Raw genomic sequence first — 21,019 nt, forward strand, 5'->3', positions numbered from 1 at the left:
CAACCTAATGAGTAAGGTGTTGGCATCAACGGCTGAAGAGGATCTATCGAGGCCGGAGGCGATCAGCTTGCGTGAGGCATTCTGGTTCTGGTTGAAGCTCGGCTTCATCAGTTTCGGCGGGCCGGCAGGACAGATTTCGATCATGCACCAGGAATTGGTAGAACGTCGGCGCTGGATCTCCGAACGACGCTTTCTCCATGCGCTCAACTATTGCATGTTGCTGCCTGGGCCTGAGGCTCAGCAATTGGCGACCTACATCGGCTGGCTGATGCATCGAACCTGGGGCGGAGTGATCGCCGGAGTGTTGTTTGTGCTGCCCTCTCTGTTCATCCTCATCGCTTTGTCGTGGATGTACATCGCGTTCGGTGAAGTGCCTGTGGTGGCCGGCCTCTTCTATGGGATCAAGCCTGCCGTGACGGCCATCGTGGTGCAGGCGGCACACAGGATTGGCACTCGGGCGCTGAAGAATAATTGGCTGTGGGCGATAGCAGCCGCTTCATTTACCGCGATCTTCGCGTTCAATGTTCCTTTCCCGTTGATCGTATTGGGGGCAGCGTTAATCGGCTATGTCGGAGGGCGATTGGCGCCTGAGAAGTTCAGAGCCGGGGGCCATAGCGCGGCCAAAAAGTCCTTCGGCCCAGCCTTGATCGATGACGACACCCCGCCCCCCGAACATGCCCGGTTCAGCTGGATGAAACTGGCGCTGCTGGCCCTCATCGGCGCAGCGCTGTGGGCGTTGCCGATGGGAGTCCTGACCGCGCTTTTTGGCTGGGACGGCACCTTGACCCAGATGGGCTGGTTCTTTACCAAGGCCGCGTTGCTGACTTTTGGCGGAGCCTATGCCGTCCTTCCGTATGTCTATCAAGGTGCGGTCGGTCACTATGGCTGGCTGACCCCGACCCAGATGATCGACGGTTTGGCACTGGGTGAAACCACACCAGGGCCGCTGATCATGGTGGTGGCCTTCGTCGGCTTTGTTGGAGCATACGTCTCACAAGTGTTCGGCGCCGATCAGGTGTTTCTGGCCGGGGCTGTCGCAGCCACCCTGGTGACATGGTTCACCTTCCTGCCCTCGTTCCTGTTCATCCTCGCCGGTGGCCCGCTGGTGGAATCGACCCACAACGAACTCAAGTTCACTGCACCTCTTACCGCAATCACAGCGGCGGTGGTCGGCGTGATCCTCAATCTGGCCTGTTTCTTCGGCTATCACGTGTTGTGGCCGCAAGGCTTCAGCGGCAACCTCGACTGGCCCTCTGCACTGATCGCCATTTTGGCGGCAATTGCTTTGTTCCGCTTCAAACGGGGCGTCATTCAGGTGCTGATGGCTTGCGCGCTTGTCGGCCTGGCGGTGCATCTGCTGCGCTAGAGAGGATGTGATCGGTCGACGCTTACGGACTCAAGCAGCGAAACAAACGAAAACGGGCGCCTTGTCGGGCGCCCGTTTTAGACCTTCGCAGTCAGCAGCTAAGCTTTATCAGGAGGCCTTCGCGAAACCCTGAAAAGTAGGGAGGCAAACAATGAGCAAACAACCTCAACCCCGGAGCCGCTCCAACCCCCAACCCAGATCTCGCCCGGTAGTGCCTGCCCTACCCAGTAAAACAGGCACCCAGTCCGGGGACTTGCGCGGTAACCACCCACCGAAGAAGTCCCATTGAGCCCAAGCGTGCGGCAGGCTTTGCAATGGAGTCTGTTGTACTTCTTTATCAGCCTTTATGGCCGATCAGTGCGACTTTTCGATACCGATGTCCCGGCCTTGCTCAACCCTTTCGTGTTGTGATCGCCTGGCGTCGTGTCCGAGATTGCTCTGGCTTTGGCTACGCCGTGAGTATCTTTGGAATGGGCGATGCCAGAAGTCGCTTGGCCATGACCGCGATCACTGTTTCGATCATTGCCGTAGTGGTTTCCGCTTTCCCCATGGTCGCGAACAGCCTTGCCGGCATGATCGCTGCTCAGTCCATTGCCGCGGCCATTACTGTTAGCGCCGCCGGAGTGATCTGAACCGCTGTGACCGCCGCCTATACCGCCGCCGTGGCCACCGCCATTACCACCTCCGTTACCTCCCCCATTACCGCCTCCGTTACCGCCACCACCACCACCACCACCACCACCACCACCACCACCACCACCACCACCACCTTCTTTCGCATAGGCGGAGTTCATGATGGACAGGTCAGCAGGGAGTAATGGGGCGGCTGCAAGCATCAGGGCGCAGGTCATTACGGCAACGAGACTCTTATTCTTTAAAAGCATGATTGCTTCCATAAGGTTGGTTGATATAGCGAGTCTTATGACGCATTAAGACCCAGACAGTTCAAGTCCTGCGACCGACGGAGGCTGCCAGCGCTAGCGTGCAGCGCTCCGGGTACCCGCGAACGCGCTTGTGCCAAGCCAGCGCCACAAGCTTTCCGCATCCTTCACCGCGCCATCTACACGCAGCTCTCGCGATTGAAGAACCTCCCGCGGTGTGCGGTCGCCCGTCCACACCTCGGTCAACGCGCGCACGCTGGAGTCCACGACGAGTGTCAGTTCGCGTCCGGGATCGTCGCGGCAGAGGTCTGCCACGCCCTGTTCAACCACGAGCCACCACGCTTGCTCGCCGGGTCGCGCGTCGCGGAACTTGAACTGGATGACCACCGGTCGGGACGGGAACGTCTCGATGCGCACGAACCGGCGCACATCCCACATGAGCAGGCCCGCGTCGAGTTCGTCATCGCGAAGGCGACTGCCGATCCAGCGCGCGCCCCAATGCCCTAGCGCCATGATGATGGGGCGCAATTCCTCGCCCGCCTCGGTCAGGCTGTACTCCCAGACTTTGCCGGTGGCCGTGCGGTGCACGACGCCGATTTCTTGCAAATGGCGCAGCCGCTGTGCTAGCAGGTTGGTGGACATCCGGGGCACGCCGCGGTGCAGTTCATTGAAACGCTTGCTGCCGCACAGCAACTCGCGCACGACCAAAGGTGTCCAGCGTTCGCACAGGGCTTCAGCACCGCGCGCGACCGTACAGAACTGACCGTAGCTTTCGTCCATTGCCTTGGCTCCGCCATTACAACGCTTCAGATTCTGAACTAGCCCCGCCACTTCGCCACGCGCACGCTGAAACCTCGAAAGCCAAAGACCAAAGGAGCACGCCATGACCAAGGTCGCCATCATTCAGCGCCCGCCCGTTCTGCTCGATCGCAGCGCGACAATCGCCCGGGCCGTGCAATCGGTCGCGGAGGCTGCGGCAGCGGCAGCCTCGCTGATCGTTTTGCCCGAATCGTACATTCCAGGTTACCCGTCGTGGATCTGGCGGCTGGCGGCGGGAAAGGACGGGGCGGTAATGGGCCAGTTGCACACGCGGCTGCTGGCCAACGCCGTCGATATCGCGAACGGAGACCTGAGCGAATTGTGCGAGGCCGCCAGAACTCACGCCGTGACGATCGTGTGCGGCATTGATGAATGCGACCGAAAACAGGGTGGCGGCACGCTCTACAACAGCGTAGTCGTTATCGGCACTAACGGTGAAGTGCTCAACCGCCACCGCAAACTGATGCCAACCAATCCCGAGCGCATGGTGCATGGCTTCGGTGATGCATCCGGGTTGCGCACAGTCGATACACCGGTCGGCCGCGTGGGTACGCTCATCTGCTGGGAAAACTACATGCCGCTGGCACGCTATTCTCTGTATGCCCAAGGGGTGGAAATCTACATCGCCCCCACGTACGACACCGGCGAGGGCTGGATCAGCACGATGCGCCACATTGCTCTCGAGGGCCGCTGCTGGGTGCTTGGCAGCGGCACCGTGCTGCGCGGCAGTGATATCCCCGACGACTTCCCGGCTCGTGCGCAACTGTTTCCCGATCCGGATGAATGGATCAACGACGGCGACTCGGTGGTGGTCAGTCCTCAAGGCCGGATCGTGGCCGGTCCGTTACACCGAGAGGCAGGCATTTTGTATGCGGACATCGACGTCGCACTCGTGGCACCAGCGCGGCGGGCGCTCGACGTCACCGGGCATTACGCGCGCCCTGACATTTTCGAACTGCAAGTGCGGCGCACGCCGGCGACAGCGGTGCGTTACATCGACGAATGAAGTCCGGCGGTATCATCAAGGAGTCATGCCATGAGCATTGAACAGTCTTACAAGGGCAGTTGTTTTTGCGGCGCAGTCGAGTTCACCGTCAGTGGCGAGCCGGTCGGAATGGGCTACTGCCATTGCGAGTCGTGTCGGCATTGGTCAGCGGGGCCGGTCAATGCCTTCACGCTGTGGAAACCCGAGGCAGTGCAAGTCACTCGCGGCGCAGACAACATCGGTACCTACAACAAGACACCGCGCAGTTACCGCAAGTGGTGCAAGACGTGTGGCGGGCACATCTTCACTGAACACCCAGGGATGGGGCTCATCGATGTGTATGCCGCGGTCATCCCGGATCTTGCGTATTCGCCAGGCGTTCACGTCCACTATCAGGAGACCGTGCTGCGCATCAAGGATGGATTGCCCAAGCTGAAGGACGTCCCCAACGAATTGGGGGGATCGGGTATCAGCGTGGACGAATAGCGCTGGTTGCCACCTGTTCGGCAGCAGCTCGACGTATCTACAGCAAGCTCGGGCAGAAAGCCCCACTCCGAGTCAGAGATGTCCGGGCCATACGGGCAAGACTCCAGCTCGCAGAAAAGACACGGGATCTGACGCTCTTTAATTTGGCCATCGACAGTAATCTCCGTGCCTGCGACTAACCAGCAGGATGCTTGCTCGGGAGATCGCTGGCGGGGGGACGTGTAACGAATTAAGTCACGGATGTTTACCTACAGCGCAGATCCTTATACGATGAAGTCCGCATCTACTGCTCTCCTTCAGGCCCAAGTAAGTTATGGTTATTATGTATGACAAAGCAGCTTAACAAATTGCGCTCTATAGCCACGCTAAACTTTGCGCAAACAGATAAGCGAAAGCTGTATACAGATTCATTTATTCCAACAACAACATGCAATATCATTGGGCGCCTGAACGATGAATAACACAAGTTCCCTGGCTGACAACTCTAAAACCTTCAGCATCGTTATAGTCAATTACAAAACACCCGAAATCACCAAGATTTGCTTGGACTTATTGCACCAGCATCTGGGCAGTCACGGCGTCCCGATATGGGTAGTTGACAACTATTCCGCTGATGAAAGCACCGAGTATTTACGAAGTCTTGACTGGATCAATTTGATCGAGCGTTCTGTTTCTGAACCAGAACCGGGCCATATCGCGCATGGCAAAGCACTAGACCTGGTTCTGGAGCGAATTGACACTGATTATTTATTCCTGATGCACACCGACACATTTGTTTTCGATAAAAATGTTTTTCCGATGATGCTGAATAAATGTTTGAAAAACCAGAAAGTCGTAGCCGTCGGTTGTGTTGAGCAATTAAACCGCGGTACCACGAGAACGCTTTGGCGCTTTAGCTCACGCCTGTTCAAACACCATTTCAGGCACCTGAAAATCTCCATGGGATTACGTTCCAGAGAACCGAAACCGTACAAAGAAGTGTACTTGAAGAGTTTCTGTACGTTGTGGAACTGCAAACTTATCAAGCAGCACAACATGCATTTTTCGATGGACGATCGCGTGCCTGGCTACACCCTCCAAGACCGCATGACCGAGCTTGGCTATGTCGTTGAAATGTTATCACCGCGTAAAATCTTCAGTTATCTGGACCATATGCAGTCCGGTACTGTCGCAGCGGCTGGCGGCTATGAAAAGACGCATAGACGAACCAAAATGTACAACGACATCCTTAAGCGCCTGAAAAAAGAAGACAGCAAAAGTTAAGCGTCGAAGAGACACTGCTTGAAGTCACCCACACGTCTTTATATCAAGTTATTGGAGCGGCAATGGCCCCCATCACTCAAGCACTACCCATGACCCTCTCCCCGGCGCTTGATTTCGACCAGAACGCCGCTAGCGCCTTGGGTTCCTCGTTGGCCAGTCGCTATACTCAGGCCACGCCATTCCCACACATCGTCATCGATAATTTCCTGGATGAAGCGCTGATTGCGAGTATCTGCTCGCACTTCCCAATCGAGCCAACCAACAACGAAATGCTCTACGAGCGCGGCTATAAAGGTCAACGAAAACGTCAAATCAGCCCCAACGAATGCGGCCCCCATTTAAAGACTATTTTCAACGCCTTTAACTCGGCCCCCATGTTGCAGTTTCTTGAAAAGCTCACAGGCATCGAAGGTTTGATACCCGACCCCTACTTTGCGGGTGGCGGCCTGCATGAAACGAAAAGTGGTGGTTTCCTGGGCGTACACTCGGACTTCAGGCTCAACAAAAAGCTTAATGTCGAGCGCAGACTGAATATCATCATTTATCTGAATGAAGACTGGCGAGAGGAATACGGCGGCAACCTTGAACTTTGGGATGTCGGCATGAAGAACTGCCTTAAAAAAGTTCTGCCCATTTACAATCGATGCGTCATTTTCAACACCGACAAAGACAGCAATCATGGGCACCCTGAGCCTTTGACAACACCTGAGCACATCACGCGCCGGTCCATAGCGCTTTATTACTACACCGCTGGGACCCTGGTGATCGACCCCGCACAAAGAAACAAAACCCACTACAAGCCAAGGCCCAAAGATCGCTTCAGCCTGAAGTACTACATGAATAAACTCATCAAGAAGAAAAACTAGACTGCCAGAAGCAGCAATCGGCTGATACTGGCCGGTCTGAAGAGTCGAACCGTACAATTAAAGCCACGGCGGCGAGTCAGCCCCCGCACCAATAGACTGGTATACGGGGGCGATTAGTGGCGGGAGTTATTGCTTGGTGATGCTTTCACTGCCGGGCCAATTCAACAAGCGATGGGTGAAACCATAACTCGCGGCCTGGTAGTAGGTAATCGCACGTGCGACCAAGGGATCGTCGAGCTGAACCGTCACCTCATTGCTGGCACCCAGCGCGTCATCGTGGCGTCGCAACATCGCTCGGGGGCTGAGAATCGCCAGATCTTTACCATCGAACAGGCCAAGGTGTTGGTAATTGCCTACCAACACGCGAGGCGGCAAGGTGGAAGGCTGAAGCAAATCACGACCGAAAAATGTCGATTCGTAATTGAGGTTTAACAGACCCAGCAGGGTTGGAGCCAGGTCGATCTGACTCGCAAGCTGGCCGTCTTCACGCGCAGGAATGAGCTTGGGCGCATAGATGAACAAAGGGATTTGGTAGTTACGAATCGGGAGATCTTCCTTACCCGCGCTGCCAGCGGTGTGGTCAGCGACAAAGACGAAGATAGTGTCGTCGAACCAGGCTTTCTTTCGGGCTGCTTCAAGAAACCTGCCGATTGCATAGTCGGTGTATTTCACCGCGCCATCACGACCGTCACCGGATGCAATATCGATCCTGCCTTCAGGGTAAGTGTATGGACGATGATTGGAGGTCGTCATCAGTTGCAGCAGGAACGGTTTTTGGTTGGCAAAATTCTCGTCTGCCAGCTTCAACGTTTGCTGGTAGAGGTCTTCATCAGCCATACCCCAGGCATTTTTGAAATGGATCTCCGCTTCATCGACACTGCTTTGATCCACGACCCGATAACCATTACCGCCGAAGAACGCATTCATGTTGTCAAAGTAGCCACGGCCGCCATATACAAACACGCTGTCGTAACCGACGTGATTCAGCTGTTGGCCCAGGCTTGCGAAACCACTTTCACGGCCAACCCGTTTGACAATAGAGCGTCCCGGCGTCGGCGGGATAGACAACGTAATGGCTTCCAGGCCGCGGTCCGTCCTGGTGCCAGTGGCATAAAAGTTGTTGAAGTACAGGCTCTCTTTACGCAGTTGGTCGAGATTGGGTGTCAGGTTGTCGGGGTTCCCGTTGCTGCCCATGTACTTGGCGCTGAAGCTTTCGATAGTCACCAGAATAATATTATGTCGCGGGGTCTTATCGTTCCGGGTCACGGTACGGCGGACATCGAGAGAATCCTTACCGATGAATTGCACGTCACCTTCCGCCAGCTCCTGGCGGATGTGCTGGCCAACCACGTTGGCCGGCAAGGTGCCATAGAACTGATCGTAGTCCAGCTCGTTGTTGCGAAATGCGGCAAAGAACTGATACGGACCATTACTGGCCAGCTCATGTTGATAGGTATTGCCGCCTTTGCCCCGTGGAGTGTCCTGGTCAACGACCAACAGAACAACAGCAGTCATTGCGAAAATCACACCGACACTCAGCAAACGCTGGCGCCAGGTAGGCAACGGCGCACCCATTATCCGCTGTAGAGGTTTGTGCAGGGCAATACAAATAACAACCGCGATAACCGCCAGCCCGCCAAGCAATTTGCCGATGGGGTAGGACTCCAGAATGTTGTTCAACACCTCGTCGGAGTACACCAGATAATCCACGGCAATAAAATTGAAGCGCACGCCGAACTCGTCCCAGAACAGCCATTCAGCCACCGCGGTAAATAACATGGCGAAAACGCTGAGCGTCAGCAGCCCCTGTAAAAACCAGCGGTGACCACGTGAACGCCACAGCGACGGTGGGCACAGCAGCACATACAGGCTCATCGGCAGTGCGGCGTACAGTAAAAAACTCAGGTCGTATAAGACGCCGATCCCAAAGATCGACGCAAATGCAGTGCCCGACTCTGAAAGATGAGTGGCGAGTAACACCAGGCGGGTGAGGAAAAAGATCACGAGCCACAGGCCTGTGATCATCCGTAGGAAACGCAGCGGGGATGAAGCGGGCAAACGCATTGAAAACTCCTTGTTGTGCTTCCCTCCAGATTGCAAATTGCTGTGCCGATTGGCCGACAAGTCATCAGCATTGAGACATTCTTGTCTTTGAATACGCTGAGTTACGACTCATTTGGAGGGGAGTTAAATCTACACGACAAATTAGCAAAATGTCGTCAAAGCGATGAGGAGTTCAGGCAGTCAAAGCTGAGGAGAAACATATAGATACAATGATTCCAGGGCTGGTTCGCCTCACCATTGAGACAAATCATGTCCTGTATGGCGCTCGTTTAAGCGCCCTTTCAGCGGCAGCTTCTCGCTGAGGAAAAGCACAGGCGGACCACCCAAAGATGCTCTTCGGCGCACCCGAAGAGCATCGTTGGGAAAGCAACTTCAGGGTTTACGACTAAACGAATAGAACAAATTCGGCTCCGCCACGACATACAAATGCCCTTGCGCATCCATGGTTACGCCTTCTGGATACACCTTGGGCGAGAAATAATCCTTCACGCCTTCGAGCAGACTTTTGTAGCTGACAAAGCGCCCTTCTTTATCCAGCTCAATCAATAATTTGGACTGCTCGCTGAGTAAAACGAGATGGCCAGTGCCGGGATCGTAATAAGCGTCGGCCAGGTCACGCCCAAAAACGCTATGGTTCACCCATTCAGTTCGATCGATCAGGTTGATGGACAGGTTTCCATTCAGGCTCTTCGACACGCCATCAATCTCATACAACTGTCGCGGGTCGCGCTCCTTGATCGCAAATAACCGGTCCCCTACAGGGTCATAGGTCACCCCTTCAAAGCCCTTGTTGTTTGTGCTCAGATTGACGCCTACGGTGATGAACGGCTCTGTTCCCTTTCGAAGGGTCGCAGACTTCTCGGGTAGCTGAATAAAGGTCAGACGTTGATCTCCCTCTTCAGAGACAACGACTCGACCATTGCCCATGTAGGCCAATCCTTCGGTATCGTCAAAACCTTCAAGCGGATAACGCTCAAGTACATTACCCGCGCGGTCGAGAGCGACAATTTGCATGACCCCGCCATTGGTAATGGCCAGCAACCGGTCATGGTCGTAGTCGTAGGTGATGCCTGAGAGGTCTTCTACAATGCCCTCTATTGGCTTAGCCACCACATCAGGCGTAAACCCCGGCAACCACAAACCTGGCTTTACTACAGCGGGGCCGCCCCAGGTTTGCAAAACAAAGTGGTACAGCTGTTGGTGCCAGTAGAAGCGATAGGAAGCAGTCCCAAGCACCCCTGATAACAGCAACAGCACAATCACAATGCGCAGCCGATGTCGTCGCTGAGCTCTGCGCAAGACCAGAGCCACATTCGATTCAATATTCATAAAACAACTCCGGCCGTCACAGGGAATGCTTCCACACGAATTGATAAACCTTGTCTGGCGCGGAGGCCTGGCAACTATGGTTGTCCGCATCCGCCCCCACCAGGAACCACTCGGCTCTTGAGGTATCGCCAACGCTGCGAGCTTTTTCCGGGTCGTAACAGCGGGCCAAATCGCGTGCGGGCACCAAGGCATAGGCCTGCGGGTGGCTACGAAGCCACATGGCAGATTGCTCCAGAGAGCCGTGGTCCGAGAAACCAAAATGCACAATAGGTTGCTGCGCGAATAACCAGTGCCCCTCACGCCAGCTGACCAGCACCAACTCGGAATTTCCGGTCAGTCGCGCCACTTCACGCATGATGGTTTCGTGAGGGTTAATGCCTTCTTTATGGGGCTCGATGAAGCCGCGGACAAACCACGCGCACAACCACACGGCGGTCAGTACAACAAATACCGTTCTGCCCTTCGGACGCTTGCTGAACCAACGGCGCAGCATCCAGGGAATGAGCGGCGCCACTAACAGAATCAGTGCGGGTAACGCAGGAAAGATATACAGCTTGCGTTTGCCACTGCTCAGGCTAAAAAACAACAACACCAGGACGACCCAACCGAGTAGCACCAACACTCGACCGTCGTGCTTGGCCAGTTGCTTGCGCCAAGCGGGCACCAGCCATGGGAGCATGAAGAAAATCGGCACCCAATACTTCGGGATAACCTTGACGAAGAAATACCAAAAGGGTTCGCGGTGTTCCCAAGCGTTGGCGTAACGGCCAGCTGTTTGCTTCAGCAAGATTTCCTGGGCGTAAGCCAGGCTATCGGAACTGCCCTGTAGCACGATCACCAACAGAGGCGCCAGCCATACCGAGATTGCAGCTAACGCTACCAGCAGCCCCAACCACCAGGCTTTCGCTTTGCCAGGCATGGGCACCACGCCTTTCCAGCCTTTACGTACCGCATACGCGTAGGGGATCAGCATCAACACCGGCAGAAAGCCCACACCTTTGCTGATGATGCCAAACCCCATTGCTGCACAGGCAACGTAATACCAACGCCAAGCCGGGCCGAGCAGCAAGTGCCGGCATAAACCATAGATCCCCAGAATTATCCAAAGGGCCAGAAAACCATCAATCTGCCCAGTCCGTAAAATGCTGTAAGTCTGGTAGGTCGCAAGAAACAATAGCGCTGCAATCACACCTACACGCCGCCCCCACAAGCGACGACCCAGGTCATACAAACAGGCCGTAGTCACGGCACTCGCTAATAGCGCGGGCAAGTAAAGGGCTACTTTTGGGAGGTGGGTAAGTTGCACGAACAGCGCCACAGCCCACATGAAAAGCGGAGGTTTATCTGCGTAAATTTCGCCAGCACGATGTGGAATAAACCACGAACCGTTCTGCATCATTTCCAGGGCTACGCCGAGAAAGCGCTCTTCATCGACGTTCAACGGCTGGCGCCAGCCAAGACCGGCGCCCACCATGACCAACGTCAACACCACAAAAGCCAAAAGCTCTAACCGCGAAGAAGATAGTCGTATCCGCACCGTCTCAGTCCTTTTTTTCCAGTTCGTGGCTTTCCCGCTCACGATACTTGGCGATCAACTGCAAGTTGCGCAGGTACACAATGAAACCGAAGGACTGGCCGACAATAAAAACCGGGTCCTCACGGTAGATTGCGTACGCCAACAGCAGTGCACTGCCGACGATGCTCAGGTACCAGAACCCGACAGGAATAACGCTGCGTTTTTTGTATTCGCTGTACAGCCACTGCAGAGCAAAACGCCCGGTAAATGCCAACTGGCCAGCGAAGCCAATGGCCAACCACAAAGATTCTCTGCCCATGTCAAACCTCGGTTTCTTGTGCGTTGACTTCCAGGCGGGTGCGTTTTATCAGCCACCACACCCCGAACAAATCAACAATGCCCACGAGGGCTCGGTCGAGGTTTCCGTAATTGGAAACCCCTGTGCCACGTTCACGGTGGTTCACCGGTTGAACCAACATTCGGCCGTTGTGACGGCGGATCAGGGCAGGAATATAGCGGTGCATGTGATCGAAATATGGCAGGCGCAGAAAAGCTTCACGTTCAATCAATTTGATACCGCAACCGGTGTCGGGAGTTTGATCTTTCAACAGGCTACTGCGCAGATTGTTGGCAAATCGCGAAGCCCAGCGTTTGCTCGCCGTATCCCGGCGATTTACGCGGTGACCCGCCACCAGTTTTACGCCTCCGGGTTTACCCTCCGAACCACGAACCAGGTCCAGCATTTTCGGTAGATCGGCCGGATCGTTCTGGCCATCGCCATCAAGGGTTGCCAACCAATGCCCACGCGCCACTTCAGCCGCGTGGTAAATCGAGGTGCTCTGCCCGAGCGAACGAGCATGACTGAGCACCCTCAGTTGACTGTAACCACTACTTTGTAACGTTCGTAATTCGGTGGCGGTGGCGTCGGTGCTCCCATCGTCAACCACGATGACTTCAAAGGTCTCGTTGACTAACGCGGCACGCACTTCCTCCAAAAGTGGAATGAGATTACCTGCTTCGTTTTTTGCCGGAATCAAGACCGACACATAAGGAGTTTCTTGCATGACGTTTCCGTAAGAAAGCTGAGAAGTGAGTGGCTAAACGCCGTAATAATTGCGGTACCAATCGACAAACGACTGCACGCCGGTAGACACCGTGATCTGTGGGCGAAAACCCACACGATCCTCCAGCTCGCGAGTGTCCGCCCAGGTGTTGACGACGTCGCCTGACTGCAGTGGCATGAAATTTTTTATTGCGCGGATTCCCAGCGCCTCTTCAATGCACTCGACAAATTCCAGAAGCTTTACCGGCGCGCCAAAGCCGATGTTGTAAACCTTGTTTCGCGCGCCGGTCTCATCGGTAGGTGGCAGCGGTATCAATCGCACAAGACCCTCGACGATGTCGTCGATATAGGTGAAATCGCGAGACATCGCGCCGTCGTTGTACACGTCAATGGTGCGACCGTTAAGAATGGCGTCAGTGAATTTGAACAGCGCCATATCGGGCCGACCCCAAGGCCCATACACGGTAAAAAAACGCAGACCGGTAGTGGGAATGCCGTAGAGATGCGAGTAGGCGTGGGCCATCAGTTCATTGGCGCGCTTGGTAGCGGCATAGAACGACACCGGCCGATCGACAGGGTCGGTCGTGGCATACGGTAAGTGCTCGTTCAATCCGTACACCGAGCTACTTGAGGCGTAAATCAGATGCGCCGGCATATGAGCACGACAGGCTTCCAACACGTTAAGGAATCCCACCAGATTGCTTTGCGCGTAGGTGTCCGGGTGGTCGATGGAATAACGCACACCGGCCTGGGCAGCCAGGTGGATGACTTGCTCGAACTCCTTTTCAGCAAACAAATCCAGCAGCGCTTGTTTGTCTGCCACATCCAGCAACTGGAACTGAAAATTGCGGCATTCAGCCAGCTGCGAAAGCCGAGCCTGTTTCAACTCAACGCTGTAGTAGCTGTTGAGGTTGTCGATGCCAACAACCTGGTGGCCGTCGCTGCACAGGCGCTTCGCAGTGTGGAACCCGATAAAACCTGCGACGCCGGTTATCAGTATTCTCATAGGCCTCGTCCTTTCGCATCTGCCCCAACGGCGTAGTAAGACAGTTCCTGCGTCCCGTTGATGTCTTCGGCGAGGATGAGTCCAGAAAACGCAATGGCGTTTTTTCCGTCGGCAACATGGCTGGCGTTAACATCTTTACCACACATCCGACGACACAATTCTGCTAAACGGGTGGGCTGTGCCGCACCGACATAGCCACTACCAACAACAGTCACTTCCATAAATCACTCTGCTTGATCGCAAGGTTTTTCTGTACCTACAGAGGCTTATAATAAAAAAGAAATGAAAATTTTGTGAGCGGCGAAAGATGGTAGTGAAAAGGGGCTACAAACAAGCCCTTTTAAAGGACACCAAGCGTGTTCAGTTGATCTGCGAGCCGTCCACCAAGGTCAGGTCGAGCCGCTGGCCAATGGCGGTTCGATAGTCGGCGGACCACTGCCGGGAATCCATCGGCCATGCCCACATTCGCAGCAAACCTTGAGCGCTCAAAAATCAAACCGATCCTTCGACCGGCACACTCTGGCAACTAATCGTGTCGGCAGCTGGCAAATTATTTAATCAAAGTAATCTCGAACAATTAGAGAGCAATAAAAACCAAAATGACTTGGACGTAATACAAAACCACCAACAGCTGTAAGACTTTGCCCATTAAGACGTGAGTGCGATCAAAGTTTTAATAGTGTGTGTCTTGTTTGCAGATGAACGATTCGCCAACCGGTATTTCATGCTCCTTTCACAAAACCGCGATTAACCTCAATGAATGCAGGCAGCCCCATTGCGACCACTCGCTTACCCACCCTGGCACAAAAAATTTACTGGAGCGTTTGATCAAGTATTTCAGGTAACTGATTGATGCAGCTTTCGTTTTAGCGTCTACGCTGTCATTGCATCGATGTTTTTTAGCATCCAAGGCTATTCATTCTTCAGCCCCGAGGCCCCCATGAGTCAAGCGTTTCTTCCGTTCTCCCGCCCCAGTATGGGTGATGAAGAAATTGCCGCCGTAGAGCAAGTTCACATTCAACCCGGTGCTCATCGCCAAGTTAGTGGTCGTGCCCCATGAAAATCAGCGTATTCGGTAGCGGCTATGTCGGTCTTGTCCAGGCAACCGTCCTGGCAGAGGTCGGTCATGATGTTGTTTGCATGGACATCGACTACGAAAAGGTGACAGCCCTTAATCAGGGTCAAGTCAGCATCTTTGAGCCTGGCCTGGCTGAGTTGGTCAAGGACAACCTGGATAACGGAAGGCTACGTTTCACCTGCGAAGAAAAGTTAGCCGTGGAGCATTGCCAGGTTTTGTTTATCGCTGTGGGCACGCCTTCACGTCCGGACGGCTCAGCGGATTTGAGTAGTGTCTTCTCGGTGGGCGAAGCCATCGCTCGACATCGTAGCGAACCCATCATTATCGTTGAGAAATCCACAGTGCCGGTGGGCACGGGTGACGCCCTGCGCGATCGGATTATTGAAGCCCTGCGACGTTACGACCAAACACTGGATTTCGATATTGTCTCTAACCCAGAGTTTCTCAAGGAAGGTTCGGCCGTCGCCGATTGCCGGCGCCCGGACCGGATCATCATTGGCTGCGAGCGTGATGATGTGCGCGACGTGATGCGAGAGCTTTATGCGCCGTTCAATCGTAACCATGACCGCATCATGTTCATGGACCTGCGCAGCGCCGAGCTGACCAAGTACGCCGCCAACTGTATGCTGGCGACCAAGATCAGCTTCATCAACCAGATCGCCGAACTGGCCGAACACCTCGGTGCCGACATCGAATCGGTGCGCCTGGGCATCGGCGCCGACTCACGCATCGGCTACGATTTTATTTATGCTGGCTGCGGTTATGGCGGCTCATGCTTCCCCAAGGACATGCGCGCGCTGATCCACAGTGCACAGCAAGCTCAATGCTCCAATGATTTATTGCAGGCAGTGGAAGCCATCAACCAGCGGCAGAAACACAAGCTGTTCGAACGCATCAACGCGTTCTACAAGGGCAATCTGCGCGGCAGAATCTTTGCCGTGTGGGGCCTGGCATTCAAACCCAACACCGATGACATGCGCGATGCCCCCAGCCGGGTGCTCATGGAAGCTCTGTGGGAAGCAGGCGCACAGGTCCGGGCATTCGATCCAGAGGCGATGCAGCAGACCCAATCGTTGTATCGGGACCACCCCAACCTGAGCCTGATGGGCACACCGGAAGCGACGCTCAGTGGAGCCGATGCGCTGATCATTTGCACCGAGTGGCAACAATTCAAGGCGCCGGACTTCGACCTGATCCACAAACGACTCAAAGCCCCCGTGATCTTTGATGGCCGCAACCTGTACGACGCAGAGCGTCTCACACACCGGGGGTTTCAGTACTTCCCGATGGGGCGAGGTGATTCGTGCAAGTTGCCTATTCCACACCAAAAGTGGAATGCCAACGTCGCGCTGTGATTACTGAAACCCGGGGCCAGTGTTGCGTGGCGCAACGTTCACGGCACCGGGTTTATCAGGCAAAGTTGAGGGGATTCACGGAAGGTTTGTTTAGCCGGCTCGAATCCCCGAGCCAGCGCTGGACACGTTGATCAGGGTTTAAATTTGGTTCTTCACGGATTACCGGGAAAGACGCTCTTGATCTTCATGAAAAAGAATTCGCTATCCCTGTAGCCGTACGCCATCCGTTTGATGACTTTGATTCGATTGTTTATTCCTTCCAGTTGGCCCGTATGCATCGGCCAGCGAACGCGACTTACGATGCCCCTCCAGTAACCCTTTAGCCGTTTGGCGAACTGGATCAGAGCCGGTATTTCACTTTCATTGGCATGGCGCAGCCATTGCTTCCAAGCGGATCTCCAGTCCCAGGCGGTACTCGGCGTCCAGAGCGTTTTGAGTTCAGCCTTCATCAAATAGACCGTCATCAACGATTGGTTAGCCGCCAGCAAATCCTGCAAGTGAACCTGCTGTTCCGGCGTTTTCAGGTTCTGCGGATTGCGCAGCAACAGCCAGCGCGCTTGTTTGATGACCTTTCGAGCAGGCTTGTCATGGCGTAGCCGATTAGCTTCGTCGACGCGGACCCGATCAATCACCTCTCGGCCATATTTAGCCACCACATGGAAGAGGTCGTAGACCACTCGCGCGTTCGGGCAGTGTTGACGAACCTCCAGGTCAAAAGCGGTGTTCATGTCCATCGCCACCGCTTCGATTCGAGCGCAACCCTCCGGCCCCAGTTCTTCAAAAAATGGCCTGACCGCCGCCCGGCTACGGCCTTCGCCAATCCACAGAACCCGTCGTGTATCGGCATCCAGCACCACGCTGGCGTAACGATGACCTTTGAACAGCGCGAACTCGTCCATCACCAGGCGGCGCGGCTGCGCCTTCGGCAGAATGCTTAACGCCGCTTGCAAGGCTCGACGCTCCAGCAACCGAACGGTGTCCCAATGCAGCCCAAACATCTGAGCCACGTGTAGGGTGGGAAGGCGCTCGCAGGCTTGAATGACTGCACCGGCCAGGCGGCGCGTCATGCGGGCATAGCGATCCAGCCAACTGACGGCCTCCATGCGCTTGCCGCAATCGCGGCAGCCAACCCGCCTGAGCAAAACGCTGAGGCGCACCGCGCGACCGAGAATGGGCAAATCACGAACGGTTCGCTCGCAATACTCGTGCGTGGTTGAACAAGGTTTTTGGCAGCCACCACAGGAAGGGAATCGGGTGGTGTGGGGAATCAGGTCGATCTGTAGCGCGTCACCATCAGGCTTGATCGTGACGACAGAAAAGCCCTCCCAAAAAGGAAGGAAAGTATTAATATCGCGCATAAGAACGCCGGTTTGTTAGATGTGTTTGCTCGCACGAACATCATCAATCAAATCGGCGTTCTTGTTTCTGTGTTTCCCGGGATTCCGTGAAGAACCTTAAATTTTGCGTAGCACGTAAACACGCCACATTGCATAAAACGGGATAAAGTCAGACTTGCTATCGATGACGAATCCGGCTTGCTTGAACTCAGCTTCTGCGACGGATCGAGGAATAACAAACCTGTTCTGGTATCCACTCTGCTCGCCCCTTGCCTTACGCCGCTGTTCGTGGCGCTTGCGCTTCCATGACTTAAAGTTGCCATCGACCCACATCGACAAGATGACGGTGTCTCGAGTCACCCGATGAAACTCTCTCAGCATCGCCAATCGATGCGCAGATTCACCGATATGATGAATCAACCGCATGCTGAAAATACTGTCGACCGAATTACCAGGTAGATCGATGGCAAACGCTGAAGTCTCGAGCGTCTTCACGCGTTTGACTATATCGGCAGGTTGATTCTCAAGAGCGGTGTTAATCATATCCGGCGAATTGTCTGCGCCGATGATGATTCGATTAGGATTTTCTGCAAGCAAAGGCCAGAACCGCCCCGCACCGCATGGAAGGTCGAGAACCAGCCCCGGGTCTCCCGCCTTGTGTAACGCATCTCGCGCCATCTGTACGTCCCGATAATGGGACAGTTTCCGCGATAGACCATCCTGATGCTTCAGGTAGTATTGTTTTGCGTGATCTTTATCGTATTTTTCGGAAAATTTAAGTTTGACAGGGGCGCTCATTGGCGTTCTCCAGTGGCCAGAATTGTAGGCTAATCATCCACCTGTCGCTGAAAGGTCAACGTGATGTGAATTTTCTGTAGATCGATTTTTAACGTAAGGCTGGACCCATTGCATGCCAGCAATGGGCAATCCTATCCCTGTAATACACAGACTCCAGATCAGGCCTTCAACACCAAAAGCAATCAACGCCCCGCCAATAAATGTCGCGGGCAACATTGGGAACAACAGAACACAAATCATCAATGCGCGGGCACCCAAGAGGCTTTTCAGACGGCCCCTTGCATTGAAAATGCAGACCATCCAAAACAACACCCAAAAGGCAATGGTCATCAAATAAAGGGCCAAGTGGAGCAAGTCCCCTACCAATCCGCATCCATGCATTCCCCTATCTCCTTTTTGAATCGAGCTTTCTCTGCTGACCGCTCAAGCGTAGCCGACTCTGCTGAATAACGGCGTTCCATCTAACGCAAGCGCGAAAAGACTACACGAATCATTCGTGCGCAATCGCTGAACGCGGCAGAATACAAAAATGAGGCTTTCGCTCGGGCATCGAATATGCAGTTAGCCGAGAGAGAAGATTGATCCGCCCTGCACGACCGTCGGAGTTTGTTTAACTTGATTAGAAGCATAAAGGCTATGCAGTGAATATTTTGATTATCGAGGACAATCGTGACATCCACGACAACCTGATGGAGTTTTTCACGCTAAAGGGCCACTACGTCGAGGGAGCACTGGATGGATTGAGCGGGCTTCATCTCGCTGCCTCGAAAGACTTTGATGCGATTGTTCTGGACGTCATGCTCCCAGGCATCGATGGCAACCAGATCTGCCGCAGCTTGCGCGAGAATTCCAAATCTGACATTGCCATTGTGATGTTGAGTGCACGGGACCAACTGGAAGATCGCCTGGCTGGTTTTAAGGTCGGTGCTGACGACTACGTCACCAAGCCCTTTGCCATGTCCGAGATTCTTGCCAGGATCGAAGCCGTCGTATCGCGCCGCGCTGGCAAAATGAATCGGACTTTGGTTGTAGCCGATCTGAAGTTTGATTTAGACACCCTGGAAATCTCTCGCGCCGGGATCCCCATCAAGGTGAATCCTACCTGCATGAAACTCTTGGAAACCCTCATGCGCAGGAGCCCGCATGTTGTCAAACGGACTGAACTGGAAGATCTCATTTGGGGGCGTCATCCTACTAGCAGTGACAGCCTTCGCAGTAATATCCACATGTTGAGACGGGCGTTGGACAAAGCCTTTGATGAACCACTGCTGCATACCGTACATGGGATTGGGTACAAGCTCTGTGCCCGGAATAATACGCATCTATAGCCCCCGCAAATCGCCCATGCGAGCCTTCTGCCGCGTTGACGAAACTCCTTTCGTTAGTAACGCCTCCAACTCATCCTGCTTATCCCTCGACCCAGCCAATTGACCTCCCCTCAGGCTCAGCTAAGTTTCGCTGCGTACCTTCCTCCTCGCGCACATTCCGCGCTGCTCAGGAGAGGCTACCCGCCTATGAAACCCGCACTAGCCGGCTGGCTCAACAAAGTACCCGAAGTGACGCTGTCATTCTGGGTGATCAAGATCTTGTCCACGACCGTGGGTGAAACGGGTGCTGACTTTCTTGCTGTCGATGCCGGCTTCGGCGCGGGCCCGACCAGTATCGGCATGGCGGTTTTACTGGCAATCGCGATGTTCTACCAATTGCGCACCAAAGCCTACACGCCCTGGATTTACTGGTTGACCGTCGTGTTGGTGAGCATCGTCGGGACACAAATTACCGACATTTTGACCGACGTACTGGACGTCAGTCTGTACACCAGCACGGCAGTATTTTCCGCCTTGTTGGCGATTAACTTCCTGGTCTGGTACCGGACCGAACACAACGTATCGATCCGGGAAATTATCACGCCGCGGCGAGAGTTGTTTTACTGGGCCACCGTGCTCTGCACCTTTGCCCTCGGTACAGCCGCCGGTGACCTGGCTACCGAAGCCTTGGGGCTGGGTTTCACCCTCGGTGCCGTGATCTTCGGAGCGCTGATCGCTGCCACCCTGATGGCTTGGCGCATGGGAGGCAATATGGTGCTGACGTTCTGGATCGCCTACATCCTGACGCGCCCGTTCGGCGCTTCCCTCGGCGACTTGCTGACCCAAGCCAAAACTTACGGTGGTCTCGGAATGGGTGCCACCTGGACCAGTGCCATCTTCCTGTGCGTCATTGTCATTCTGGTTGCGGTCGCGCAAATCACCGTCGGCAATCGCAAAACAGTTACTCAGTAAACGCCCAAAAGTCATTGAAGGAATCGTCATGCGCCAGATTCAAAACATCATTCGCCACGTTGCCATCGTCTCGTCGATTTTTTTGCTCAGCGTCGCCGCCGGGTGCTCGAAACCTGCCGACAAACCCAATACAGGTACGACCTCAAGCTCGGCAAGCACTCAATCCCATTCGGGTTCAAAACTGGGAGATCTGTCCGAGTTCCGCAACATAGCCGCCGACGTAGCCGTGCTCGTCGACAAAAATGATCTGCCCGGTGCGAAAGCCCGCATCAAGGATCTGGAAACTGCCTGGGACTCGGCCGAAGCCGGGATCAAACCTCGCGCCGCCAGCGACTGGCACGTCGTGGACAAGGCGATCGACCGCGCGCTCGATGCCTTGCGCGCCAGTAACCCGCAACAGAACGACTGCAAGGCTATGATGGATGAGCTGTTGAAGGCCTTCGATTCGATGAAGGGCACATCCTGATCCCGAAGGTGAACCCGCAGCGGACAAACATTTGTACAGATGCTTCAATACTGGCGCGACAG

Annotated in this window: 21 protein-coding genes and 1 pseudogene; 10 read left to right on the plus strand and 12 right to left on the minus strand. The window is 54.7% G+C overall.

What is annotated here, in order from left to right; translation table 11 throughout:
* Window positions 1–7: 7 nt before the first annotated feature.
* Entirely contained in the window at window positions 8–1,366 is a 1,359-nt protein-coding gene (gene chrA / locus ABH912_RS09145; RefSeq protein WP_429510456.1) for a chromate efflux transporter, read from the plus strand.
* Window positions 1,367–1,710: 344 nt separating this feature from the next.
* Here chrA and ABH912_RS09150 read toward each other — a convergent pair whose 3' ends face one another.
* Both ABH912_RS09150 and ABH912_RS09155 read right to left on the minus strand, forming a co-directional pair.
* The gene (locus tag ABH912_RS09150; protein ID WP_429510457.1) at window positions 1,711–2,250 is read right to left on the minus strand and encodes a hypothetical protein; all 540 of its coding nucleotides are present in this window, start codon (window positions 2,248–2,250) and stop codon (window positions 1,711–1,713) included.
* Between the two features lie 93 nt (window positions 2,251–2,343).
* Window positions 2,344–3,027 carry a winged helix-turn-helix transcriptional regulator gene (locus ABH912_RS09155; RefSeq protein ID WP_033060107.1) on the minus strand — a complete coding sequence of 228 codons (684 nt, stop codon included), beginning with the start codon at window positions 3,025–3,027 and terminating at the stop codon, window positions 2,344–2,346.
* Between the two features lie 103 nt (window positions 3,028–3,130).
* On the opposite strand from ABH912_RS09155, the gene ABH912_RS09160 reads away from it, so the two are divergent.
* From ABH912_RS09160 to ABH912_RS09180, 5 genes and pseudogenes are all read left to right on the plus strand, one after another.
* Entirely contained in the window at window positions 3,131–4,072 is a 942-nt protein-coding gene (locus ABH912_RS09160) for a carbon-nitrogen hydrolase family protein (RefSeq protein WP_429510458.1), read from the plus strand.
* 30 nt (window positions 4,073–4,102) lie between these two features.
* Complete coding sequence (locus ABH912_RS09165) at window positions 4,103–4,537, plus strand: GFA family protein (RefSeq protein ID WP_429510459.1); 435 nt, start codon at window positions 4,103–4,105, stop codon at window positions 4,535–4,537.
* Window positions 4,534–4,713, plus strand: a pseudogene (locus ABH912_RS09170) (integrase); the annotation flags it as partial. The gene ABH912_RS09165 and the pseudogene ABH912_RS09170, both read left to right, overlap by 4 nt.
* Window positions 4,714–4,990: 277 nt before the next feature.
* A complete protein-coding gene (locus tag ABH912_RS09175) occupies window positions 4,991–5,800 on the plus strand; it encodes a glycosyltransferase (protein WP_429510460.1) in 810 nt (269 codons plus the stop codon).
* 62 nt (window positions 5,801–5,862) lie between these two features.
* Window positions 5,863–6,666 (plus strand): 2OG-Fe(II) oxygenase, encoded by an 804-nt coding sequence (locus ABH912_RS09180; RefSeq protein WP_429510461.1) that lies wholly within the window; start codon window positions 5,863–5,865, stop codon window positions 6,664–6,666.
* 126 nt (window positions 6,667–6,792) lie between these two features.
* Here ABH912_RS09180 and ABH912_RS09185 read toward each other — a convergent pair whose 3' ends face one another.
* The 7 genes from ABH912_RS09185 to ABH912_RS09215 form a co-directional block, all read right to left on the minus strand.
* Window positions 6,793–8,730, minus strand: coding sequence for an LTA synthase family protein (locus tag ABH912_RS09185; RefSeq protein WP_033060098.1), 1,938 nt, complete (start codon window positions 8,728–8,730; stop codon window positions 6,793–6,795).
* A gap of 372 nt (window positions 8,731–9,102) precedes the next feature.
* A complete protein-coding gene (locus ABH912_RS09190; protein WP_033060096.1) occupies window positions 9,103–10,059 on the minus strand; it encodes an SdiA-regulated domain-containing protein in 957 nt (318 codons plus the stop codon).
* A gap of 16 nt (window positions 10,060–10,075) precedes the next feature.
* Window positions 10,076–11,533 carry an ArnT family glycosyltransferase gene (locus tag ABH912_RS09195; RefSeq protein ID WP_429513077.1) on the minus strand — a complete coding sequence of 486 codons (1,458 nt, stop codon included), beginning with the start codon at window positions 11,531–11,533 and terminating at the stop codon, window positions 10,076–10,078.
* 67 nt (window positions 11,534–11,600) lie between these two features.
* Entirely contained in the window at window positions 11,601–11,894 is a 294-nt protein-coding gene (locus ABH912_RS09200) for a lipid-A-disaccharide synthase N-terminal domain-containing protein (RefSeq protein ID WP_033060093.1), read from the minus strand.
* Between the two features lies 1 nt (window position 11,895).
* Window positions 11,896–12,639: a glycosyltransferase family 2 protein gene (locus ABH912_RS09205; RefSeq protein WP_033060091.1), complete on the minus strand. Its 744-nt coding sequence runs from the start codon at window positions 12,637–12,639 to the stop codon at window positions 11,896–11,898.
* Window positions 12,640–12,672: 33 nt separating this feature from the next.
* Window positions 12,673–13,644 (minus strand): NAD-dependent epimerase, encoded by a 972-nt coding sequence (locus ABH912_RS09210; RefSeq protein ID WP_033060090.1) that lies wholly within the window; start codon window positions 13,642–13,644, stop codon window positions 12,673–12,675.
* The gene (locus ABH912_RS09215; protein ID WP_082459192.1) at window positions 13,641–13,865 is read right to left on the minus strand and encodes a hypothetical protein; all 225 of its coding nucleotides are present in this window, start codon (window positions 13,863–13,865) and stop codon (window positions 13,641–13,643) included. The genes ABH912_RS09210 and ABH912_RS09215 overlap by 4 nt, the downstream gene beginning before the upstream one ends.
* An 835-nt stretch (window positions 13,866–14,700) precedes the next feature.
* On the opposite strand from ABH912_RS09215, the gene ABH912_RS09220 reads away from it, so the two are divergent.
* A complete protein-coding gene (locus tag ABH912_RS09220) occupies window positions 14,701–16,077 on the plus strand; it encodes a UDP-glucose dehydrogenase family protein (RefSeq protein WP_429510462.1) in 1,377 nt (458 codons plus the stop codon).
* Window positions 16,078–16,229: 152 nt separating this feature from the next.
* On the opposite strand, the gene ABH912_RS09225 is transcribed toward ABH912_RS09220, so the two are convergent.
* The 3 genes from ABH912_RS09225 to ABH912_RS09235 form a co-directional block, all read right to left on the minus strand.
* Window positions 16,230–17,435 carry an ISL3 family transposase gene (locus tag ABH912_RS09225; protein ID WP_429510463.1) on the minus strand — a complete coding sequence of 402 codons (1,206 nt, stop codon included), beginning with the start codon at window positions 17,433–17,435 and terminating at the stop codon, window positions 16,230–16,232.
* A 96-nt stretch (window positions 17,436–17,531) separates the two neighbouring features.
* On the minus strand, window positions 17,532–18,212 hold the full coding sequence (locus ABH912_RS09230; RefSeq protein WP_033060087.1) for a class I SAM-dependent methyltransferase: 681 nt from the start codon (window positions 18,210–18,212) through the stop codon (window positions 17,532–17,534).
* 33 nt (window positions 18,213–18,245) lie between these two features.
* A complete protein-coding gene (locus tag ABH912_RS09235; RefSeq protein WP_429510464.1) occupies window positions 18,246–18,557 on the minus strand; it encodes a hypothetical protein in 312 nt (103 codons plus the stop codon).
* 296 nt (window positions 18,558–18,853) lie between these two features.
* On the opposite strand from ABH912_RS09235, the gene ABH912_RS09240 reads away from it, so the two are divergent.
* From ABH912_RS09240 to ABH912_RS09250, 3 genes are all read left to right on the plus strand, one after another.
* Window positions 18,854–19,540 carry a response regulator transcription factor gene (locus ABH912_RS09240; protein ID WP_033060083.1) on the plus strand — a complete coding sequence of 229 codons (687 nt, stop codon included), beginning with the start codon at window positions 18,854–18,856 and terminating at the stop codon, window positions 19,538–19,540.
* 186 nt (window positions 19,541–19,726) lie between these two features.
* A complete protein-coding gene (locus ABH912_RS09245; RefSeq protein ID WP_429510465.1) occupies window positions 19,727–20,491 on the plus strand; it encodes a COG4705 family protein in 765 nt (254 codons plus the stop codon).
* Between the two features lie 28 nt (window positions 20,492–20,519).
* A complete protein-coding gene (locus ABH912_RS09250) occupies window positions 20,520–20,957 on the plus strand; it encodes a hypothetical protein (RefSeq protein ID WP_429510466.1) in 438 nt (145 codons plus the stop codon).
* The last annotated feature ends 62 nt before the right edge of the window (window positions 20,958–21,019 follow it).

The organism is Pseudomonas sp. BT76 TE3572, assembly GCF_050435365.1.
GTDB classification, from domain to species: Bacteria; Pseudomonadota; Gammaproteobacteria; order Pseudomonadales; family Pseudomonadaceae; genus Aquipseudomonas; species Aquipseudomonas fluorescens_W.

Excerpts from the sequence above, each read along its gene's own strand:
- ABH912_RS09200 (WP_033060093.1), bottom strand. The coding sequence starts at position 11,894 with ATGGGCAGAGAATCTTTGTGGTTGGCCATTGGCTTCGCTGGCCAGTTG.
- ABH912_RS09190 (WP_033060096.1), bottom strand. The coding sequence starts at position 10,059 with ATGAATATTGAATCGAATGTGGCTCTGGTCTTGCGCAGAGCTCAGCGA.
- ABH912_RS09180 (WP_429510461.1), top strand. The coding sequence starts at position 5,863 with ATGGCCCCCATCACTCAAGCACTACCCATGACCCTCTCCCCGGCGCTT.
- ABH912_RS09175 (WP_429510460.1), top strand. The coding sequence starts at position 4,991 with ATGAATAACACAAGTTCCCTGGCTGACAACTCTAAAACCTTCAGCATC.
- ABH912_RS09160 (WP_429510458.1), top strand. The coding sequence starts at position 3,131 with ATGACCAAGGTCGCCATCATTCAGCGCCCGCCCGTTCTGCTCGATCGC.
- ABH912_RS09215 (WP_082459192.1), bottom strand. The coding sequence starts at position 13,865 with ATGGAAGTGACTGTTGTTGGTAGTGGCTATGTCGGTGCGGCACAGCCC.
- ABH912_RS09225 (WP_429510463.1), bottom strand. The coding sequence starts at position 17,435 with ATGCGCGATATTAATACTTTCCTTCCTTTTTGGGAGGGCTTTTCTGTC.
- ABH912_RS09150 (WP_429510457.1), bottom strand. The coding sequence starts at position 2,250 with ATGCTTTTAAAGAATAAGAGTCTCGTTGCCGTAATGACCTGCGCCCTG.
- ABH912_RS09250 (WP_429510466.1), top strand. The coding sequence starts at position 20,520 with ATGCGCCAGATTCAAAACATCATTCGCCACGTTGCCATCGTCTCGTCG.
- ABH912_RS09205 (WP_033060091.1), bottom strand. The coding sequence starts at position 12,639 with ATGCAAGAAACTCCTTATGTGTCGGTCTTGATTCCGGCAAAAAACGAA.
- ABH912_RS09195 (WP_429513077.1), bottom strand. The coding sequence starts at position 11,533 with ATGGTGGGCGCCGGTCTTGGCTGGCGCCAGCCGTTGAACGTCGATGAA.
- ABH912_RS09155 (WP_033060107.1), bottom strand. The coding sequence starts at position 3,027 with ATGGACGAAAGCTACGGTCAGTTCTGTACGGTCGCGCGCGGTGCTGAA.
- ABH912_RS09165 (WP_429510459.1), top strand. The coding sequence starts at position 4,103 with ATGAGCATTGAACAGTCTTACAAGGGCAGTTGTTTTTGCGGCGCAGTC.
- ABH912_RS09245 (WP_429510465.1), top strand. The coding sequence starts at position 19,727 with ATGAAACCCGCACTAGCCGGCTGGCTCAACAAAGTACCCGAAGTGACG.
- ABH912_RS09230 (WP_033060087.1), bottom strand. The coding sequence starts at position 18,212 with ATGAGCGCCCCTGTCAAACTTAAATTTTCCGAAAAATACGATAAAGAT.
- ABH912_RS09210 (WP_033060090.1), bottom strand. The coding sequence starts at position 13,644 with ATGAGAATACTGATAACCGGCGTCGCAGGTTTTATCGGGTTCCACACT.
- ABH912_RS09220 (WP_429510462.1), top strand. The coding sequence starts at position 14,701 with ATGAAAATCAGCGTATTCGGTAGCGGCTATGTCGGTCTTGTCCAGGCA.
- chrA (WP_429510456.1), top strand. The coding sequence starts at position 8 with ATGAGTAAGGTGTTGGCATCAACGGCTGAAGAGGATCTATCGAGGCCG.
- ABH912_RS09185 (WP_033060098.1), bottom strand. The coding sequence starts at position 8,730 with ATGCGTTTGCCCGCTTCATCCCCGCTGCGTTTCCTACGGATGATCACA.